Source organism: Armatimonadota bacterium (genome assembly GCA_025059775.1).
GTDB lineage: Bacteria > Sysuimicrobiota > Sysuimicrobiia > Sysuimicrobiales > Sysuimicrobiaceae > Sysuimicrobium.
Genome location: JANXCW010000021.1, coordinates 1 through 16435, shown reverse-complemented (window position 1 = coordinate 16435; position 16435 = coordinate 1). Strand labels below are relative to the sequence as shown.

Below are 16435 nucleotides of genomic sequence, written 5' to 3'. Positions count from 1 at the left end.
ACGTCAGTGCGCTCCCGCGGTGCGGCTGAGGACGGTGCTCAAAAGGCGCGCGAGAACCCGCACCAGGGCGATCACCCGGCCGTAGGGCATCCGCATGGGTCCCACCACGCCGATCACGCCCGCGGGCCGGTTCCCGACCCGGTAGGTAGCCGAGACCACGCTGCACCTCCACATCTGCGCCACGGGGTTCTCTGGTCCGATGGTGACCCGTACCTCTTCCCCCAGCGGTCTGAGCAGCCTCCACACCACCTCCTCCCGGTCGAGGGCGGAGAGAACGGGTTGCGCCACCCGCACGTCCCGGAACTCAGGCTGTTTGAGGATGTTGGAGTGCCCCTCCACGAACACCCGACCCGGCCCCCGCGCGTTGAGGTATGCCTGCAGGGCTTCCTCAAACCGACGCAGGAGGAGCACGAGATCCGGCCGGTCCACACGGACGTGGGCGATGGTGCCCTCCCGGACCTCTCCCAGGGTCTTCCCCCGCAGGCCCTCGCTCAGGCGCCGCGAGAGCTGCTCCAGCTCCCCGGGAGCAACCGGGGCCGGAAGCCGCAGGAGGGTCCCCTCGATGCTGCCCGCGTCCGTGACCACCACCACCGCCACCCGGTTCTCCGCGAAGGGGACGAAGTGTAGGTGTACAAACCGCCGCTGGTCCGCCGCGGCCACCGCCCCCACGGAGGGGTACTCCAGCAGGTGCGCCAGTTCGTGCGCCGCGTGCTCCACCGCCCGCTCCGCCTCCTCCGCAACGCTCCACAGGGCGCGCAGGATGCGGCGTCGCTCCTCCACGGGGACACGCTCCTCCTGGACCATGGTGTCCACGTACAGCCGATATGCCCGCTCCGTAGGCACCCGGCCCGCGGAGGGATGCGGCTGATGGAGGTAGCCCATCTCTGTAAGGGCCGCCATCTCGTTGCGAATGGTGGCCGCGCTCACATCCAACCCGTACCGGCCCACGAGGGCTGCAGAGCCCACCGGCTCGGCGGTGAGGATATGCTCACGGACCACCGCCTGCAGAATGCGTCGCTTCCGAGGATCCAGCACCCCCACGGCCATGGTGTTCGAACCGCGCTCTCCCTGTGGCCCCGGATCCCACCCCATGTCCACCGTAGCATCGGGAATCCCGCGCGGTCAATTTGACCGCCCCGCCGGCGGCCGGGCGTCCGGACCCTCACGACCCCACGGGTGCGGCTCCGCGCCGCACCAGCCCCAGCACCCATCGGGCCTCCTCCGCGCGCAGAACGAGACTGCTTCCGAGATACACCCCGCCCGCGATCCCTAGCGCGGCCACGAGCCGGATGGTCTCCCCCACCAGACCCGAGCCCAGGGCATCCCTCAGAACCCCCATCATCCCCCAGACCAGTAGCCCGACGGCCGCCGCCCCCAGAGCCGCTCGCAGGGCGGTCCGCCAGACCCGGCCCGGCTCCAGGGTCTCCAACCGACGCCGCAACAGCCACCAAAGCACCCCCACGTTCACGGTGCTCACCACGGAGGTGGCCAGGGCGATCCCCACATGCCCCCACACCCGCATCAACACCCAGTCCAGCAGCGCGTTCAGGGGGATCATGCAGGCCCCCACGCGGAGCGGGGTCCGCATGTCCTGCAGGGCGTAGTAGGCCCGGGTGAGCACCACATAGCAGGAGATGGACACGAGTCCCGCCCCGTAGGCAGCCACGGCCCCGGACACCGCGGCGGTGGCCTGAGGCGTGAATGCGAACCGTTCGAAGAGGACCCGTACCAGCACCTCCGGCACCGCCAGGTACAGGGCCGCCACGGGCGCCGCACACCACAGGGCGGCCCGCAGTCCCAGGGAGATGGTCTGCCCGAGCGCTCCAAGCTCCCCCTTCCCTGCCTGCCGGGAGAGGGTGGGGAAGAGGGCCGTGGCGATGGAGATGGCGAAGAATCCCACGGGGGCCTGCACCACCTCGTAAGCGTAGTCCAGCACGGCTACCGCGTTCACCGCTCCCTGGGGCCGGAGAAAGGAGGCGAAGATCCGGTCCACATAGGCGTTCAGTTCCACCACGGCAAGCCCCAGCATGGCGGGAAGCGCGAGCCGCACCACCTCCTGCACCGCGGGGTGCCGCACTCCGAGGCGGATCCGAAACCGGAAGCCTGCCCGCCGGGCCGCGGGGATCTGCACCAGGAACTGCGCCAAGGTCCCCAGGACCCACGCCAGGGCAAGCCCGTGGATCCCCAGCGCGGGCCCGAACCCCAGGGTGGCACCGATGACGGTGAGGTTAAAGAGCAGGGGCGCAAAGGCGGGGACGGTGAAACGTTCGTGGGCCTGGAGGTAGCCGGTCAGGTAAAGGGCCAGGGCCAGGAACACCATGGCTACGAAGAGGATTCGAGTGAGGGACACCGCGAGCGCGGTGGGGTGCGCACCGAATCCCGGAGCGGCCAGGGGGATGATCCACGGCGCGAGGATCTGCCCCAGCAGCACCATGCTGCCACCGAGGACCAGCACGAGACCCGTGAGATGCGCCACCACCTCCGCCCGCTCCCGGTCGTCTTGCCGCAGACGCACGCGGGTCAGGACGGGGATGAACACGATGCTGAGGGTGCCGCCCAACAGCAGCCGCTGCACCAGGAAGGGAACGGAGTAGGCCACCACGTAAGCGCCCTTGGCGTCCCCGGCGCCGAAGAGGGCCGCGACCACCACCTCCCGGACGACGCCGAGCAGGCGGCTGGTGACCGCGGCCACCCCCATGAGGGCCGCAGCCCGCGCGAAGGAGCGGGGATGCGCATCTGCCATCCCGACTATGGTACAATGCGCCAGAACACGGAGGAGGTGGAGGTCCCGGGATGGCCAAGCGCACACCCTCGGCCCTGAAGCGGCAGCGCCAGACCCTCAAACGCACCCTGCGCAACCGGGCATGGAGATCCCGGATCCGGACCCTGACGAAGAAGGCCCGGGAGCTGAGAACCCCCGAAGCTGTGCGGCAGGCGATCCAGGCCATCGACAAGGCCGCCGCGAAGGGCATCATCCATAGGAACACCGCGGCCCGGAGGAAGTCCCGGCTCATGCGGGCGCTCCAGAAGACCCTCCAGGCCGCCTCATGAGGTGGGAAAACCCCGCAGGTTCCGCGTCAACCGTACCACCAGACACTCCAGCACCACCCGGGACGGGAGGCCCGTGCTCTTCAGCTGCCGATCCGCCTCCACCAGCTCCTGGTAGGCCACTCCCAGATTCACCCCCCGCATCCGACGGAGCTGGTCCAGGTACCGGGGGTACAGCCAGGCGCGGTTGCCCAGGGCTGAGCGCACCTGCTCCGGCCGAGCCCCCGGTCCCAGGGCTCCCGTAGCGAGCAGGGCCCGGAAGTGTCCCGCGAGGAGCGCCACGAGGGCTACTGGATTCTGGTCCGCGGCCAGTGTGTGGAGGGACTGGAGGGCACGGGAAGCGTCCCCCCAGGCCACCGCCTCCACCAGTTCGAAGACGGAGACCTCGCCTCCCTCTACGACCACCTCCCGCACGTCCTCCAACCGGATTTCCGCACGGTCCCCCGTGTATGCGGCCAGCTTCTCCAACTCCAGCAGTAGGCTCCGGAGGCTCCTCCCCGCGAGGGTCACCAAGGCCCAGGCGGCTTCCCGGGAAAGGTGCTTGCGTATCCCCTGAGCGCGTCGCTGGAGCAGGGGCACCAGCGCCTCCGGCTCCAGCCGATCGAAGGTCCGTACCTCCGCCACCCTTTGAAGAACCGCGGCCAGGCGACGGCGCCGATCCAGGGTGCGCGCGGTAAGCACGAGCACGCAGGGCGGCACGCCGGATTCCAGATAAGCGGCCAGGCGTTCCTGCGCAGGAGCGGGGAGGCGATCCACGTTGCGCACCACCACCACCCGGCAACCCCCGAAGAAGGGGAGGGTGTCGGCCCGGACAAGGATCTCCTCGATGGGAGTTTCCTGCGCGTCCAGCTGGTCCAGGTTGAGGGAGCGGACTTCCGGCGGGAGGTGGCGGCGCACGGCCTCCTCGACCGCCTCTTCCACCAGCCACTCCTCCTCCCCCACCAGGACCATCACCCGGCGCGCGGCGGATCCGCTCATGGACCATCCTCGGACCGCTCCGGGATCCGGCGGCCGGATCTCCGCTCCCGGGTCGTCCGCAGCCGCACCGTGAGCTCGATGTCGCTCCCTTCCATGCTCCCGGGAGGCAGCACCGTCCGGGGCAGGAAGGCAGCGTTCCCGTCCTCCAGGAACACCACGGCCACCTCTTCCTCGATGCGGTCCACCACCCCGCGCCGTCTCACCTCGACCTCATGGTCTCCACCCATAGGCGCCTCCCGTCGGTGATCACCGTCACCGCTCCCTCCTCATCGGTCCGATACACCCGAACCCCGAGCCGCGCGTAACGCCGCAGGATCTGAGGATGCGGGTGCCCGAAGGGGTTACGGGCTCCCACGGAGAGCACCGCGATCCGGGGAGCGACCTCCCGCAGGAACTCCTCCGTACTGCTGGTCCGACTGCCCTGGTGCGGGATCTTGAGCACGTCCGCCCGCAGGTCCTCGCCGGAGCGCACAAGCGCGGCTTCCGCGTTCTCCTCCACATCCCCGGGGAGCAGCACGCTCCGCTCCCGATACCGCAGCCGGATCACCACGGAGTTCTCATTCACTGGCGAGCGGCCCCCGATGAACCGGTCCTCCGGCCAGAGCACCCGCGCCACCACATCCTCCGAAATCCGCACCGTCATCCCCCGCCGGGCCCGGCGGTACGCGATCCCCCGCCTTCGCACCGCCCGCAGGAACGCCTGGTAGGGTGGAGCCGGGTGGGGGTAGCCCGCGTCCACCACCGCCGATACCGCGAAGTTCTCCAACAGGGGAAGGAGTCCTGCCACGTGGTCCGCGTGGGGATGGCTAAGGACAACGCCCTCAATCCGCCGCACCCCCTCCCGTTCCAGAAACCGCACAAGGGCCCGCCCATTGGGCCCACCGTCCACCACCAGGGTGCGCCCCCCCGGCCCGCGCACCACGATGCTGTCCCCGCCCCCCACGTCCAGGAACACCACCCGCAGGTGTGGATCGGGCCGGAGATCCTGAAATGCCTGTACCGCCATGCCACCCGCCAGGAACACGGCCAAGCCCGCCACCACGGTCTCCCGTCGCACGGGAGCCTGCAGGCTTCGGACAACCACCAGGAGGAGGGCAACCCCAAGGGCCACAGTCCATACGGGAGGCCCGGGGATCGCGGTCACGATACCGGGCAACCGCGACGTCGCACGCGCCACGGAGACCACGAAGGCCACCAGGGGCTCTACCACCGCCCCACTGAGCCATCCCAGCGGAGGCCACACCGCGCCCAGGATCCCTACCGCCAGCCCCGCGGGCACCAGCACCCCCACCGCGGGCAGAACCAGGAGATTCGTCACGGGCGCGAGGAGGGGAACCCTCCCAAAGTGCCAGAGCAGCAGGGGCAGCACCGCCAGCTGGGCCCCCAAGGTGGCTCCCACCAAGTTCCGCACGGAAGCCGGAAGCGGGGCCAACCGCTGCGCGAGGGACGGCGCCAGGGTTACCAGGCCCCAGGTGGCCGCCACGGAGAGCTGGAACCCCACATCCAGAGCCAGGGAGGGGTTCGCGGCCAACAGCACCAGGACCGCCCATCCCAGTCCCGTGAGGGCGTCCGGCTCCCGCCGCACCAGCTCCGCGGCCACGGCTACGACGCTCATCCCCGCAGCCCGGGCCATGGAGGGCTCCCACCCCGCCACGAGGGCGAAAGCCAGCACACCCGCGAGGACGGTCAAAGCCCGGAACCACCGCGGTGTTCCCCGGAGCAGGAAGTGCAGCATCCCGCCCACCACGGCCAGCTGGGCCCCTGACGCCACGAGCACGTGGGAGAGGCCCGCATCCCGAAAGGCCCGCACGAGCCCTTCGTCTTCCACCTCCGTTCCCAGGACGAGGCCGGAGAGCACGGCTCCGTAGGGTTCCGGAAGGGCCTGGCGATAGGTCTCCTGCAGCCTCTGGCGTGCGACCGCCGCCCACCGCAGCAACCGGAATCCCGCGCCTCGCTCCAACCCCTCCACCCGCTCCGCGACCAACCGGGCCCGTACCCGGAGCCGCGCGGCCCACGCCTCCGGCTCCGGCTCCCCGGGGTTACGCGGACCCCGAAGGGGATGCACCCTTCCCACCACCCGGACGCGATCCCCCACCTCCAGGGCGAGCCGTGACCGCGCGGCTACCAGCAACCGGCCGCCCCGCACCTGCGGGAACCCCTCGGCCGCCTCCACCGCCAGCACGAAGCGTTGCGGTCCGAGCCGCGCGGCCACGAGTCCTGTGAACGTGGCATGCCGGCCCATCAGGGATGCCGCATCCCACGGTCCCGGAGGCGCGCGGTGGATCAGGGCGAGTCCCGCGCCCGCACAGCCCACCAGGAGCAGGATGGTGAGGGATCGGGCGAGAGGGCGGGAGAGGAGGACGGGGACCCCGCCCAGGGCCACGCCCAGACCCGCCACCAGCACGCCCTCGAGAGGGGGGTGGAGCGCGAAAGCCGCCCCGATCCCCACGGTGAAGGCAAGGCTCACCCATACCACGGGACGTCGCACGGTTCCCTCCGCCTGAGGGATCCGTGAAATCAACGTGGGTCGAGGGATTTCCGGGTTAGCGGCGGGCGGCGATTTCCTCTAGGGCGCGGGCGATGAAATCCTCCACCGGGAGAGAACCGAGCTCTCCCGCGGACCGGTGACGCACCGCCACAGTACCCCCTGCGGCCTCCCGATCCCCCACCACCAGCATGTAGGGCACCTTCTCCGCCTGGGCGTCCCGGACCTTCTTCGTGATCTTCTCGTTGCGACCGTCCACCTCCACCCGTAGCCCGCGGCTCCGGAGCCGCGCGGCCACCTCTTGGGCGAACGGAAGGTGGCGGTCCGCGATGGGCAGCACCCGCACCTGTTCCGGGGCGAGCCAAAGGGGAAAGGCTCCCGCGTAGTGCTCGATGAGGATCCCCAAAAACCGCTCGAGGCTCCCCAGGATGGCCCGGTGGATCATCACGGGTCGGTGGGGTCGGTTGTCCTCCCCCATGTACTCCAGCCCGAACCGCTCAGGGAGGGTGAAGTCCAGCTGGATGGTGGTGAGTTGCCATCTCCGGCCCAGGGCATCGAAGAAGTACACGTCGATCTTGGGACCGTAGAAGTTCGCCTCCCCCGGGGCCCGGGTATAGGCCACGCCCCTGCGGGCCAGGGCCTGTTCCAGGGCCACCTCCGCGTGGTCCCACACCTCTGGCCGCCCCGCGTACTTCTCCGGGGCCCGCGGGTCCCGCACGGACAGCATCACCTCGTACCGGTCGAAGCCGAAGGCCTCATGCACGGAGAAGGCGAGGTCCAGGAGATCCAGGATCTCGGACTCGATCTGATCGGGCCGGCAGAAGATGTGGGCATCGTCCTGGGTGATCATGCGAACCCGCAGTAACCCGTGCAGCACTCCGGACCGCTCGTACCGGTACACGGTGCCGAACTCTGCAAGCCGAATCGGGAGGTCGCGGTAGCTTCGGGTCCTGGCCCGGTAGATCATGATGTGAAACGGGCAGTTCATGGGCTTGACGAGGTAGCGCTGCCCTTCCACTTCAATCCCGCTGAACATATTCTCCCGGTACCAGCTGAGGTGTCCGCTCTGCTCCCACAGAGCCTCCCGGGCCACGTGCGGCGTGTAGACCCATTGATACCCCGCGGCGTCCAGCTGCGCCCGTAGGAACTCCTCGATGGTCCTTCGGACCAACGCCCCCCGCGGGTGCCACAGGACCAGGCCCGGCCCGATCTCCTCCTCGATGCTAAACAGTCCCAGCTCCCGGCCCAGCCTCCGGTGGTCCCGCCGTCGCGCCTCCTCCAGTCGGTCCAGGAATGCCCGCAGCTGCTCCTCCGCGGGGAAGGTGATTCCGTAGATGCGTACCAGCTGCTCCCGGCGTTCGTCTCCCCGCCAGTAGGCCCCGCTCGTGCCCAGCACCTTGATGGCCCGGATGAGGCCCGTGCGCGGGAGGTGCGGCCCTCGGCACATGTCCAGGAACCCGTCCTGCCGGTAGAAGGAGATCCGTTCGTCGGGGATCTCCTGCAGAAGCTCCAGCTTGTACTTCTCCCCCAGCTGCCGGTACAGGTGGATGGCCTCCTCCCGGGAAAGCTCGATGCGCTCGATCCGCTGGTCCCGGGCCGCCAGTTCCCGCATCCTGGCCTCGATGCGTTCCAGATCCTCAGGGGTGAGGGATCGTCCCACGTCGATGTCGTAATAGAATCCCTCCTCGATGGGTGGCCCGATGGCGAGCTTCGCCGCGGGAAACAGGTCCTTCACCGCCTGGGCCAGGAGGTGGGCAGAGGAGTGCCAGTAGATCTGACGGCCCTCCGGATCCTCGAACCGCAGAAACCGCACCTGTGCGTCGTGCTCGAGGGAGCTATGGAGATCCCGCGGTTGACCGTCCACCACGGCCGCGAGGACCTCCTCCCCCTCGCCACGCAGACGCACCAGCTCCTCCAGCGTGGTGCCGCACGCCACCTGGAGCTCCGTCCCGTCCGGGAACCGTACCCGGATGCTCCCTCTGTCCATGGTGCGTTCCCGCCCAGACGCCACCATACCGACAGGCGCCCTCCCTGTCAAAGGGAGGCCGCAGGAGGAGCCGAGGGGGGCGGCGAATGGCTTTTCCAGCACAGCCCCAAGGGCCAGGAGGTGGAAGTGTGGGGGAAGTCGTTGGGGTGACAGGTGCCAGCGGGCGCCTCGGCCGGCGGGTGGTGGAGCTGCTGCTGGAGAGGGTGCCCGCGGACCGCATCCGGGCTCTCACCCGACACCCGGAGAGGCTGCAGGATCTCGCGGGCCGCGGGGTGACCGTGCTCCCGGGCGATTTCCATCAGCCGGAGGCCCTAGCCCGATCCCTGGAAGGCGTGGCGCGCCTGCTACTAATTAGCACGGACGACCTTCGGCCAGGTGCCCGCATCGCACAGCACCGGAACGCGGTGCAGGCCGCGCGCCGGGCCGGAGTCCGGCACGTGGCGTACACCTCCGCCTTGGACGCGGAGCGCAACCCCGTGTCCTTCATGCGAGACCACGCGGAGACGGAGGCGGCGATCCGGGAAAGCGGGCTACCGTTCACCTTCCTGCGCAACAACCTGTACGCGGAAAGCCTCCTCACCGCGGCTCCTCAGGCGGTGCAGACGGGCGTGCTGCGGTTGCCGGCCGGCGACGGCCGAGTGAGCTTCGTCGCCCGGGAGGACTGCGCCCGGATCGCCGCGGCCGTGCTCACCACGCCGGGGCAGGAGGGGAGGATCCACGAGGTCACGGGGCCGGAGTCCTATTCGTACGCGGACGCGGCCACGGTGCTCTCCGAACTCAGCGGCCGGGCTATCCGCTATGAGCCCATTTCCCTGGAGGAGTACGCCCGGAGCATGCAGACGGCGGGGCTCGCCCCCGCCGCGGCGGAAGCCTTCGCCTCCCTGTATCGGGCCATCGCCCAGGGTTTCTTCGATCGCATCTCGCCCGCGGTGCGGGAGGTCACCGGGCAGAACCCGCTCTCCCTGCGGGAGGCACTCCTCCCCTATCGGACGCAGCTTCGCTCCGCGGGTCCGTAACGGACGAAGGCTGGAACGGACGCCGCGGGGCCGCGGCGCATGTGGCCCGTGGGGCACGGAGGTTGATTTGGTCAGATGGGTGCCCTATCATGGTCCCTGCTTCGGGGGCTTCACGGCACGCCGAGCCCAAAAAGCACAGGGAGGAGGGGAAGGAGATGGCCACACGGCAGCCACCGCGGAACCTGCAGGAAATCGTGGAAAGCGTTCCCAACATCACGGACTACCTTTACAACAACCAGACGGGGAAACGTATCTATCCCGTGGTTCCGCCGGAGTTCACCACCTGGCAGGATGAGCAGCGGGCGTGGCGGGAGACGGTCTGTCTGTATGACCTCTCCTACCACATGTCCGATCTCTACGTGTACGGTCCCGATGCCCTGAAGCTGCTGAACTACCTGGGGATTAACAGCTTCAAGAACTTCGAGCCCGGACAGGCCAAACAGTACATCGCGTGCACGGACCGCGGCTACCTCATCGGCGACGTCATCCTGTTCTACCTGGACAAGGAGAAGTTCCAGCTGGTGGGACGGCCCAGCGTCCACAACTGGGTGCAGTTCCACGCGGAAACCGGCGGATACCGTGTGACCCTGGAGCGGGACGAGTGGTCCGTGACGGATCCCAACCGCCCCCGGAAAGTCTACCGCTTCCAGCTCCAGGGACCGAACGCACCCGCCCTGCTGGAGAAGCTGACGGGACAACCCCTCCCGCCCATCAAGTTCTTCCACATGACCTGGATCACCATCGCGGGCCACCGGGTCCGCTTCCTGCACCACGGGATGGCGGGGGTGGCCGGCGGGGAGCTGGTGGGGCCCTTCGAGGAGGGGCCCGCGGTGAAGGCGGCCATTGTGGAGGCGGGAAAGGAGTTCGGCCTGCGGCAGGTGGGCTCCCGTGCGTACCCCTCCAACGCCCTAGAGTCCGGCTGGATCCCCAATCCCCTCCCCGCGGTGTACACAGGGGAGTCCCTGCGGGCCTACCGGGAGTGGCTCCCGGCCAACAGCTACGAGGCCGTGGGCTCGCTGGGCGGGAGTTTTTACTCCCCCAACATCGAGGACTACTACCTCACGCCTTGGGATCTGGGCTACGGCCACATCCTGAAGTTCGACCACGACTTCATCGGTCGGGAGGCCCTGGAGGAAAAATCGAAGGAGCCGCACCGCCGGAAGGTGACCCTGGTGTGGAACCCGGAGGACGTGGTCCGCGCCTTCGAGACCCAGTTCACCAAGCCCTTAGGCCAGCGGGCCAAGTTCATCGACCTTCCCGTGGCCCAGTACGCCACATGGTTCTACGACAAGGTCCTGAACCGCCGGGGAGACGTGGTGGGGTTCGCCATGTGGCCCGGCTACACCTCGAACGAGACCGCCATGGTGTCCCTGGCCACCGTGGACGAGGCCTACAGCCAGCCGGGGACCGAGCTCATCCTGGTGTGGGGCGAGCCCCAGGGAGGATCCCGTAAGCCCAGTGTAGAGCCCCACGTGCAGATGGAGACCCGGGTCACCGTGGCACCCGTTCCGTTCGCAGAATCGGCCCGCCAGTACCGGGCCGCGGTGGCGCGCCGGTAGAAGCTCCGCGGAGTTCTGGGGGCGGGCCTCCGGCGAGCGCCAGGGCCCGCCCCCTTTCCTGCATACACCCGTGGGCTCCCCCTCCCTCCTCCTCCCCCAACCCCTCCTGCCGGGCCGGTTCGTGCGACGCCTCAACCGCTTTGCGGCAGAGGTGGAGGTCCGGGGAGACGTCCGCACCGTGCACCTCCCCAACTCCGGCCGCATGGAGGAGCTGCTGGTGCGGGGTGCGGCGGTGCGCGTGCACCCCACCGGCTCCCGCAGGACCTGGGGGACGCTGCTGCTGGTTCGCCACCACCGCCGGTGGGTGGGACTCGACAGCCATCTACCCAACCGCCTGTGGGAAGAGGCGTGCCGCGCCGGGGGGCTTCCGCCCGTGGTGGGTGTGCAGATCTGGGAGCGGGAGGTGCGGCTGGATGGGGAGCGGGTGGACTTCCAGGTGCAGACCAAGTGGGGCATTTGGCTGGTGGAGACCAAGTCCTGCAACCGGGTGGCAAACGGGGTGGCCCTGTTCCCGGATGCCCCTACGGCCCGGGGAGCTCGCCACCTGAGGCTTCTGGCGCGTCTTGCGCGTCGGGGAACGCGGGCCGCGGTGGTGTGGTTCGTGCAGCGGGACGACGCGGTCCGCCTCCGCTTAGATCCCCTCGCGGATCCAGACCTGGCGACAGCCGGTGGACAGGCGGTGCGGGCCGGCGTGGTCCTGTGTGCCTACCGGTGCCGGGTGGATCTGCGGGCCGTCCGGGTGCAGGATCCCATCCCCGTGGAGATCCCCGTCTAGGGATCGGGGCGTGAGGGTTCCGCAGGCCCGCACACCTCCTCCAGGGCGGTGCGAAGGTGGGGGGGAAGCGCCTGCGCCCGCCCCCCAAGATCACAGCAGATGTGTCGGGTGAACCCCTCCGCCAGCAGGCGGCCGTTCCGGTGCACCCAGTAGCGGAAGGTGGCCCCGCGGCTCGTGACCCGTTCCAGGACGCAGCTCACCTCCACCACCTGTCCGAACTCCGCAGCGGCCCGGTACGTCACCCCCAGCTCCACCACGGGAAGCCGCACCCCGGACCGCTCCAGCTCGTGGTAGGGCATCCCGAACCGCTTCAGGAACTCCACCCGAGCTGCCTCCATCCACACCACGTACACCGCGTGGTGCACGACGCCCATCTGGTCTGTCTCCGCGTACCGCACCTCCAGAGGGAGCGTCACCCGCACGGTTCTCCTCGCCGCCTTGGACTCTTCGGTTCATTGTACCGGAGAAGCCCGGAATGGGCCTTGCGGAGCCCGGATACAATGGTGCTGTGAGCGGACGACCCTTGCGCATCACCCTCCTGTACTGGGAAGGCTGTCCTTCCCACGAGGAGGCCCTAGCACGGGTGCGCCGCATTCTTGCGGAGGAGGGCGTGGAGGCGGAGGTGACGGTGTTCCGGGTGCACACGGAGGAGGAAGCCCGGCGATGGCGGTTTGTGGGCTCCCCCACCATCCTGGTGGAGGGGGAGGACATCCAGCCCTCGCCGGAGGAGCCCTACCGGCTCACCTGCCGGATCTACCGCTGGGAGGACGGCCGTGTCTCGCCTCTTCCGAGCCCCGAGACCCTCCGCCGCGCCGTCCGGGCTGCCTTAGAACGCGCCTCGCGGAGGTGAATCCGTGGCGAAACTGCACATCGGAGACCGTATCCTTCCCTTCCGGCTTCCCGGAACCGATGGGCGAGAGCATGCGGTGGAGGACTATGCGGACAGGGCGGCGCTGGTGGTGATCTTCAGCTGCAACCACTGCCCGTACGTGCAGGCCTGGGAGGACCGCATGATCGCCCTCCAGCGGGCGTACCAGGACCGTGGGGTGCAGTTCCTGCTCATCAACAGCAACGACCCCGAGCAGTACCCGGAGGACAGCTTCGAGCGCATGCGGGAGCGGGCCCGGCAGAAGGGCTACCCCTTTCCCTACCTCTACGACGAGACCCAGGAGGTGGCCCTGGCCTACGGGGCGGAGCGTACCCCTGAAGTATTCGTCTTCGACCGGAACCGGGTGCTGCGCTACCACGGCGCCATCGACGACCACTACGAGGACCCCGACGCCGTGCGACACCACTATCTGCGGGATGCGCTCGAGGCGGTGCTGGCCGACAGAGAGGTACCCGTTCCGGAGACCCGACCCGTGGGCTGCACCATCAAGTGGCGGAGGAAGCCTGCCCGGACGTAGTCATCCGCACAGGAAGGGAGGGATCTCTTCGGGGGCCCACCATCTCCCGGGGATCCCCTCCCCGCATTCCGGGCATCTCCCGTTCTGGATCCGGTACGCACGTACCTGGAACCCCCAGCGCTCAATGAGGAGGGCGTGGCAGCGGGGGCAGTAGGTGTTCTCATATGGCCCCACCCGTCCCGGCAGGTTCCCCGCGTACACGAACTTCAAGCCCTCCTCGTACCCCACCTCCGCGGCCCGCACGAGCTTCTGCGCGGAGGTGGGCTCCCGATTCTCCATGAGGTAGTCGGGATGAAAGGCGGTCACGTGCCAGGGAATGTCGGGGCTCACGCTGCGGATGTACCGGGCCGCGTCCCGCAGCTCCTCCTCGCTGTCGTTGAAGCCCGGGACCACCAGGGTCACCACCTCCACCCAGAACCCCCGTTCCCAAGTCCACCGGATAGTGTGGAGCACGGTCTCCAGCCTCCCGCCCAGCACCCGGTAGCTCTTCTCCCGCATGCTCTTGAGGTCGATCTTGTACAGGTCCACGTAAGGCCGAATGTAGTCCAGAACCTCGGGGGTGGCGTTCCCGTTGGAGACGTAGCTGCCCACGAGTCCATGCGGTTTGCCTTCCCGGAACAGCGCCACCGCCCACTCGCTGGTGATGAGGGGCTCGTTGTAGGTGCTGGTCACTACCTTGCAGCGGCTGCGCAGCGCGAGCTGGACGAACTCTCCGGGGGTGATGGGGGTAAAATCCGCAAGCCGCGTGGCTACCGTGTCCCGCATCACCTGGCTCAGCTGCCAGTTCTGGCAATAGGGGCAGGCGAGGTCGCACCCCAGCATCCCGAAGCTGAGGGCCCGGGCGCCGGGATACGCATGGAAGAAGGGCTTCTTTTCGATGGGGTCCACCTGCAATGCCCCTACGTATCCCCAGGGGACGTAGAGCTCCCCATTCCGGTTGAACCGCACCCGACAGATGCCAGCTAGCCCCTCGAAGATCACGCACCGGTGTCCGCAGGCAAAGCACTCCAATTTACCGCCCCCCAGCGGCCGGTACAGCTCCCCCTCCCGGGTGAACTCCTCCAGGACCCGGGCGATGGGCATCTGCCGGGCCTCCTGAACCTTGAGTCGCCGGTGTGCCCGCAGGGCCATCTCCGCCCCTCCTCCTCCACTCTACCGCACGCCCGCCCCGCCTCGCTCCCGGCACCCACGGACCCGGCACCCCCGCACCTTCCCGGCCGCCTGCGGGGTTGACAGGGTCCGTCGCCCCGCGGAAAATACCCTACGGAGTATCGTATCCAGGAGGAAGCCATGCCCTTCCTGAAGCCGGCAGATCGGGAGGCATTGCGGAAGCGGTTCCAGCGGGAACTGCTGGGGAACGTCACCCTCACCCTGTTCACCACCTCGCGGGCACGGTTGTCTGTGCCGGGGGCGGACTGCGAGACCTGCGAGGCGACCCGGGAGCTCCTGGAGGAGGTGGCGGCCCTGGATCCCAGGATCCGGCTCCGGGTCCGCAGCATCGTGACCGATGCGGAGGAGGCCCGCGCCGCGGGGGTGGAGGGAGTTCCCGTCATTCTTCTCGGGGAGGATGGGCAGGCCCGGGCCCGCTACTACGGGATCCCCGCGGGGCTGGAGTTCGCGGTGCTGGTAGAGGGCATCGTGGCTGCCTCCCGCAGGGACAGCGGGCTGAAGCCGCAGACCCGCTCATCCCTGGCGCGCCTACCGCGGGACGTGCACATCCGGGTGTTCGTCACACCCACCTGTCCCTACTGCCCCCGGGTGGCGCGGCTGGCCCACGCCATGGCGCAGGAGTCCGAGCGGGTGCGCGCGGACGTGGTGGAGGCCCTGGAATTCCCTGCCCTAGCAGACCGGTACGGGGTGATGGGGGTGCCCAAGGTGGTGATCAACGAGGCCTACGCCTTCGAAGGAGCCCGGTCCGAGGAGGTCTTCCTGCAGCACGTGCTGGAAGCCGCGGGCGCTGCGGAGGCCGCGGCTCAGGTCGAGGAGTGAGAAAGCCGTGGCGACGCTGAAGGTGGACGAGGAAGTCGTGGCGTTCCTCCTGGCCCGCCTCCGGCGCATCGAGGGGCAGGTGCGCGGGCTCCAGCGGATGTTGGAGGAAGGCCGGGATTGCGCGGAGGTGGCGCAGCAGGTGGCCGCGGCCCGAGCCGCCCTGGATCGGGTGGCCATGGACCTGATCGCCGCGGGGCTGGAACAGTGCGTGCGTTTGGAACTGGAAGGCAAGCCCCATGCCCAGAGCGCCCTGCGGAAGCTGCAGAGGACCCTGCTGATGCTGCGCTAGCTTCCTTCCCCGGGCCTGCTCCGCGTAGTTCCTCCCCGCCTGGGCAGGCGCGGGTTCCCCGCTCATCTCCACCCGGACGTCCACGGGGATGCCGTGGCACATGCCGGCGGCACGATGCAGAAGTCCTCCCGGTACACGGCCATCCACTACAATAGAGCGGGAGCGCGGTCGGTGCTCTACACCTGAGCGTGAGGTGATGGTCGTGGCCCTTCCCGACCCTTTCGGTGCCCGTAAGCGGCTGGCGGGAACCTCGATCGACTACTTCCGGCTGACAGCGCTGGAGGGAGTGCTCGCCCTGCCGCTGGAGAGGCTGCCGATGACGGTGAAGATCCTGCTGGAGAACGTGCTGCGGTGGGCGGGCACAGAGCCGTTCACGGAGGAGGACATACGACGCCTCAGCCGCTGGGAACCCGGCAGCGCGGGGTGGGAATTCCCCTTCCTCCCGAGTCGGGTCCTGCTCCAGGACTTCACCGGAGTCCCGGCGGTGGTGGATCTCGCGGCCATGCGGTCCGCGGTGGCCCGGATGGGCGGGGATCCCAAACGCATCAACCCCCTCGTCCCCGTGGACCTCGTCATCGATCACTCCGTGCAGGTGGACGCCTTCGGGAGTACTTACGCCTTCCGGTTCAACGTGGAGCGGGAGTACGAGCGCAACCGGGAGCGGTACGCCCTGCTGCGGTGGGCGCAGAAGGCCTTCCGGAACTTCCGGGTGGTGCCGCCGGGGACCGGCATCGTGCACCAGGTGAACCTGGAGTACCTGGCCACGGTGGTGGCCACGCGGGAACAGGACGGAGAGTGGGTGGCGTTCCCCGACAGCCTGGTGGGCACCGACTCCCACACCACCATGGTGAACGGGCTCGGGGTGCTGGGCTGGGGCGTGGGCGGCATCGAGGCGGAGGCGGT

At 69.0% G+C, this 16435-nt stretch carries 17 protein-coding genes; 9 read left to right on the top strand and 8 right to left on the bottom strand.

The annotated features are described in order from the left end of the window. Nucleotides 1–3 precede the first annotated feature (3 nt). Together hrcA and murJ are read right to left on the bottom strand one after the other, a co-directional pair. Nucleotides 4–1092 carry a heat-inducible transcriptional repressor HrcA gene (gene hrcA / locus N0A24_11490; GenBank protein ID MCS7173970.1) on the bottom strand — a complete coding sequence of 363 codons (1089 nt, stop codon included), beginning with the start codon at nt 1090–1092 and terminating at the stop codon, nt 4–6. Between the two features lie 70 nt (nt 1093–1162). Continuing rightward, nucleotides 1163–2743, bottom strand: coding sequence for a murein biosynthesis integral membrane protein MurJ (murJ, locus tag N0A24_11485; protein MCS7173969.1), 1581 nt, complete (start codon nt 2741–2743; stop codon nt 1163–1165). Between the two features lie 50 nt (nt 2744–2793). On the opposite strand from murJ, the gene rpsT reads away from it, so the two are divergent. Beyond that, nucleotides 2794–3051 carry a 30S ribosomal protein S20 gene (gene rpsT / locus N0A24_11480; protein MCS7173968.1) on the top strand — a complete coding sequence of 86 codons (258 nt, stop codon included), beginning with the start codon at nt 2794–2796 and terminating at the stop codon, nt 3049–3051. Here rpsT and holA read toward each other — a convergent pair. From holA to thrS, 4 genes are read right to left on the bottom strand one after another with little or no spacing between them, the layout of a single operon-like run. After that, entirely contained in the window at nt 3046–4026 is a 981-nt protein-coding gene (gene holA / locus N0A24_11475; GenBank protein MCS7173967.1) for a DNA polymerase III subunit delta, read from the bottom strand. The genes rpsT and holA overlap by 6 nt on opposite strands. Continuing rightward, nucleotides 4023–4229, bottom strand: a complete 207-nt coding sequence (locus N0A24_11470) for a DUF3006 domain-containing protein (protein ID MCS7173966.1) — start codon at nt 4227–4229, stop codon at nt 4023–4025. The genes holA and N0A24_11470 overlap by 4 nt, the downstream gene beginning before the upstream one ends. Further along, nucleotides 4226–6514 (bottom strand): DNA internalization-related competence protein ComEC/Rec2, encoded by a 2289-nt coding sequence (locus N0A24_11465; protein ID MCS7173965.1) that lies wholly within the window; start codon nt 6512–6514, stop codon nt 4226–4228. Before N0A24_11465 ends, N0A24_11470 begins: the two co-directional genes overlap by 4 nt. A 55-nt stretch (nt 6515–6569) precedes the next feature. Next, a complete protein-coding gene (thrS, locus tag N0A24_11460) occupies nt 6570–8525 on the bottom strand; it encodes a threonine--tRNA ligase (protein ID MCS7173964.1) in 1956 nt (651 codons plus the stop codon). A gap of 101 nt (nt 8526–8626) precedes the next feature. Between thrS and N0A24_11455 the strand changes: the two genes are divergently transcribed. From N0A24_11455 to sfsA, 3 genes are all read left to right on the top strand, one after another. Beyond that, nucleotides 8627–9514: an SDR family oxidoreductase gene (locus tag N0A24_11455; GenBank protein ID MCS7173963.1), complete on the top strand. Its 888-nt coding sequence runs from the start codon at nt 8627–8629 to the stop codon at nt 9512–9514. Nucleotides 9515–9669: 155 nt separating this feature from the next. Then, nucleotides 9670–11073, top strand: coding sequence for an aminomethyl transferase family protein (locus N0A24_11450; GenBank protein MCS7173962.1), 1404 nt, complete (start codon nt 9670–9672; stop codon nt 11071–11073). Between the two features lie 121 nt (nt 11074–11194). Then, nucleotides 11195–11848 carry a DNA/RNA nuclease SfsA gene (gene sfsA, locus N0A24_11445; protein MCS7173961.1) on the top strand — a complete coding sequence of 218 codons (654 nt, stop codon included), beginning with the start codon at nt 11195–11197 and terminating at the stop codon, nt 11846–11848. Here sfsA and N0A24_11440 read toward each other — a convergent pair. Then, complete coding sequence (locus tag N0A24_11440; GenBank protein MCS7173960.1) at nt 11845–12270, bottom strand: acyl-CoA thioesterase; 426 nt, start codon at nt 12268–12270, stop codon at nt 11845–11847. The genes sfsA and N0A24_11440 overlap by 4 nt on opposite strands. Nucleotides 12271–12323: 53 nt before the next feature. Between N0A24_11440 and N0A24_11435 the strand changes: the two genes are divergently transcribed. Next, nucleotides 12324–12698, top strand: coding sequence for a thioredoxin family protein (locus tag N0A24_11435; protein ID MCS7173959.1), 375 nt, complete (start codon nt 12324–12326; stop codon nt 12696–12698). 4 nt (nt 12699–12702) lie between these two features. Further along, on the top strand, nt 12703–13254 hold the full coding sequence (locus N0A24_11430; protein MCS7173958.1) for a thioredoxin family protein: 552 nt from the start codon (nt 12703–12705) through the stop codon (nt 13252–13254). On the opposite strand, the gene amrS is transcribed toward N0A24_11430, so the two are convergent. Next, entirely contained in the window at nt 13255–14385 is a 1131-nt protein-coding gene (gene amrS / locus N0A24_11425) for an AmmeMemoRadiSam system radical SAM enzyme (protein ID MCS7173957.1), read from the bottom strand. A gap of 159 nt (nt 14386–14544) precedes the next feature. On the opposite strand from amrS, the gene N0A24_11420 reads away from it, so the two are divergent. The 3 genes from N0A24_11420 to N0A24_11410 form a co-directional block, all read left to right on the top strand. Further along, nucleotides 14545–15243 carry a thioredoxin family protein gene (locus N0A24_11420; protein ID MCS7173956.1) on the top strand — a complete coding sequence of 233 codons (699 nt, stop codon included), beginning with the start codon at nt 14545–14547 and terminating at the stop codon, nt 15241–15243. Between the two features lie 7 nt (nt 15244–15250). Next, nucleotides 15251–15532, top strand: a complete 282-nt coding sequence (locus tag N0A24_11415; GenBank protein ID MCS7173955.1) for a metal-sensing transcriptional repressor — start codon at nt 15251–15253, stop codon at nt 15530–15532. A 196-nt stretch (nt 15533–15728) separates the two neighbouring features. Then, a partial coding sequence (locus N0A24_11410) for an aconitase family protein (GenBank protein ID MCS7173954.1) occupies nt 15729–16435 on the top strand: 707 nt, incomplete at its 3' end.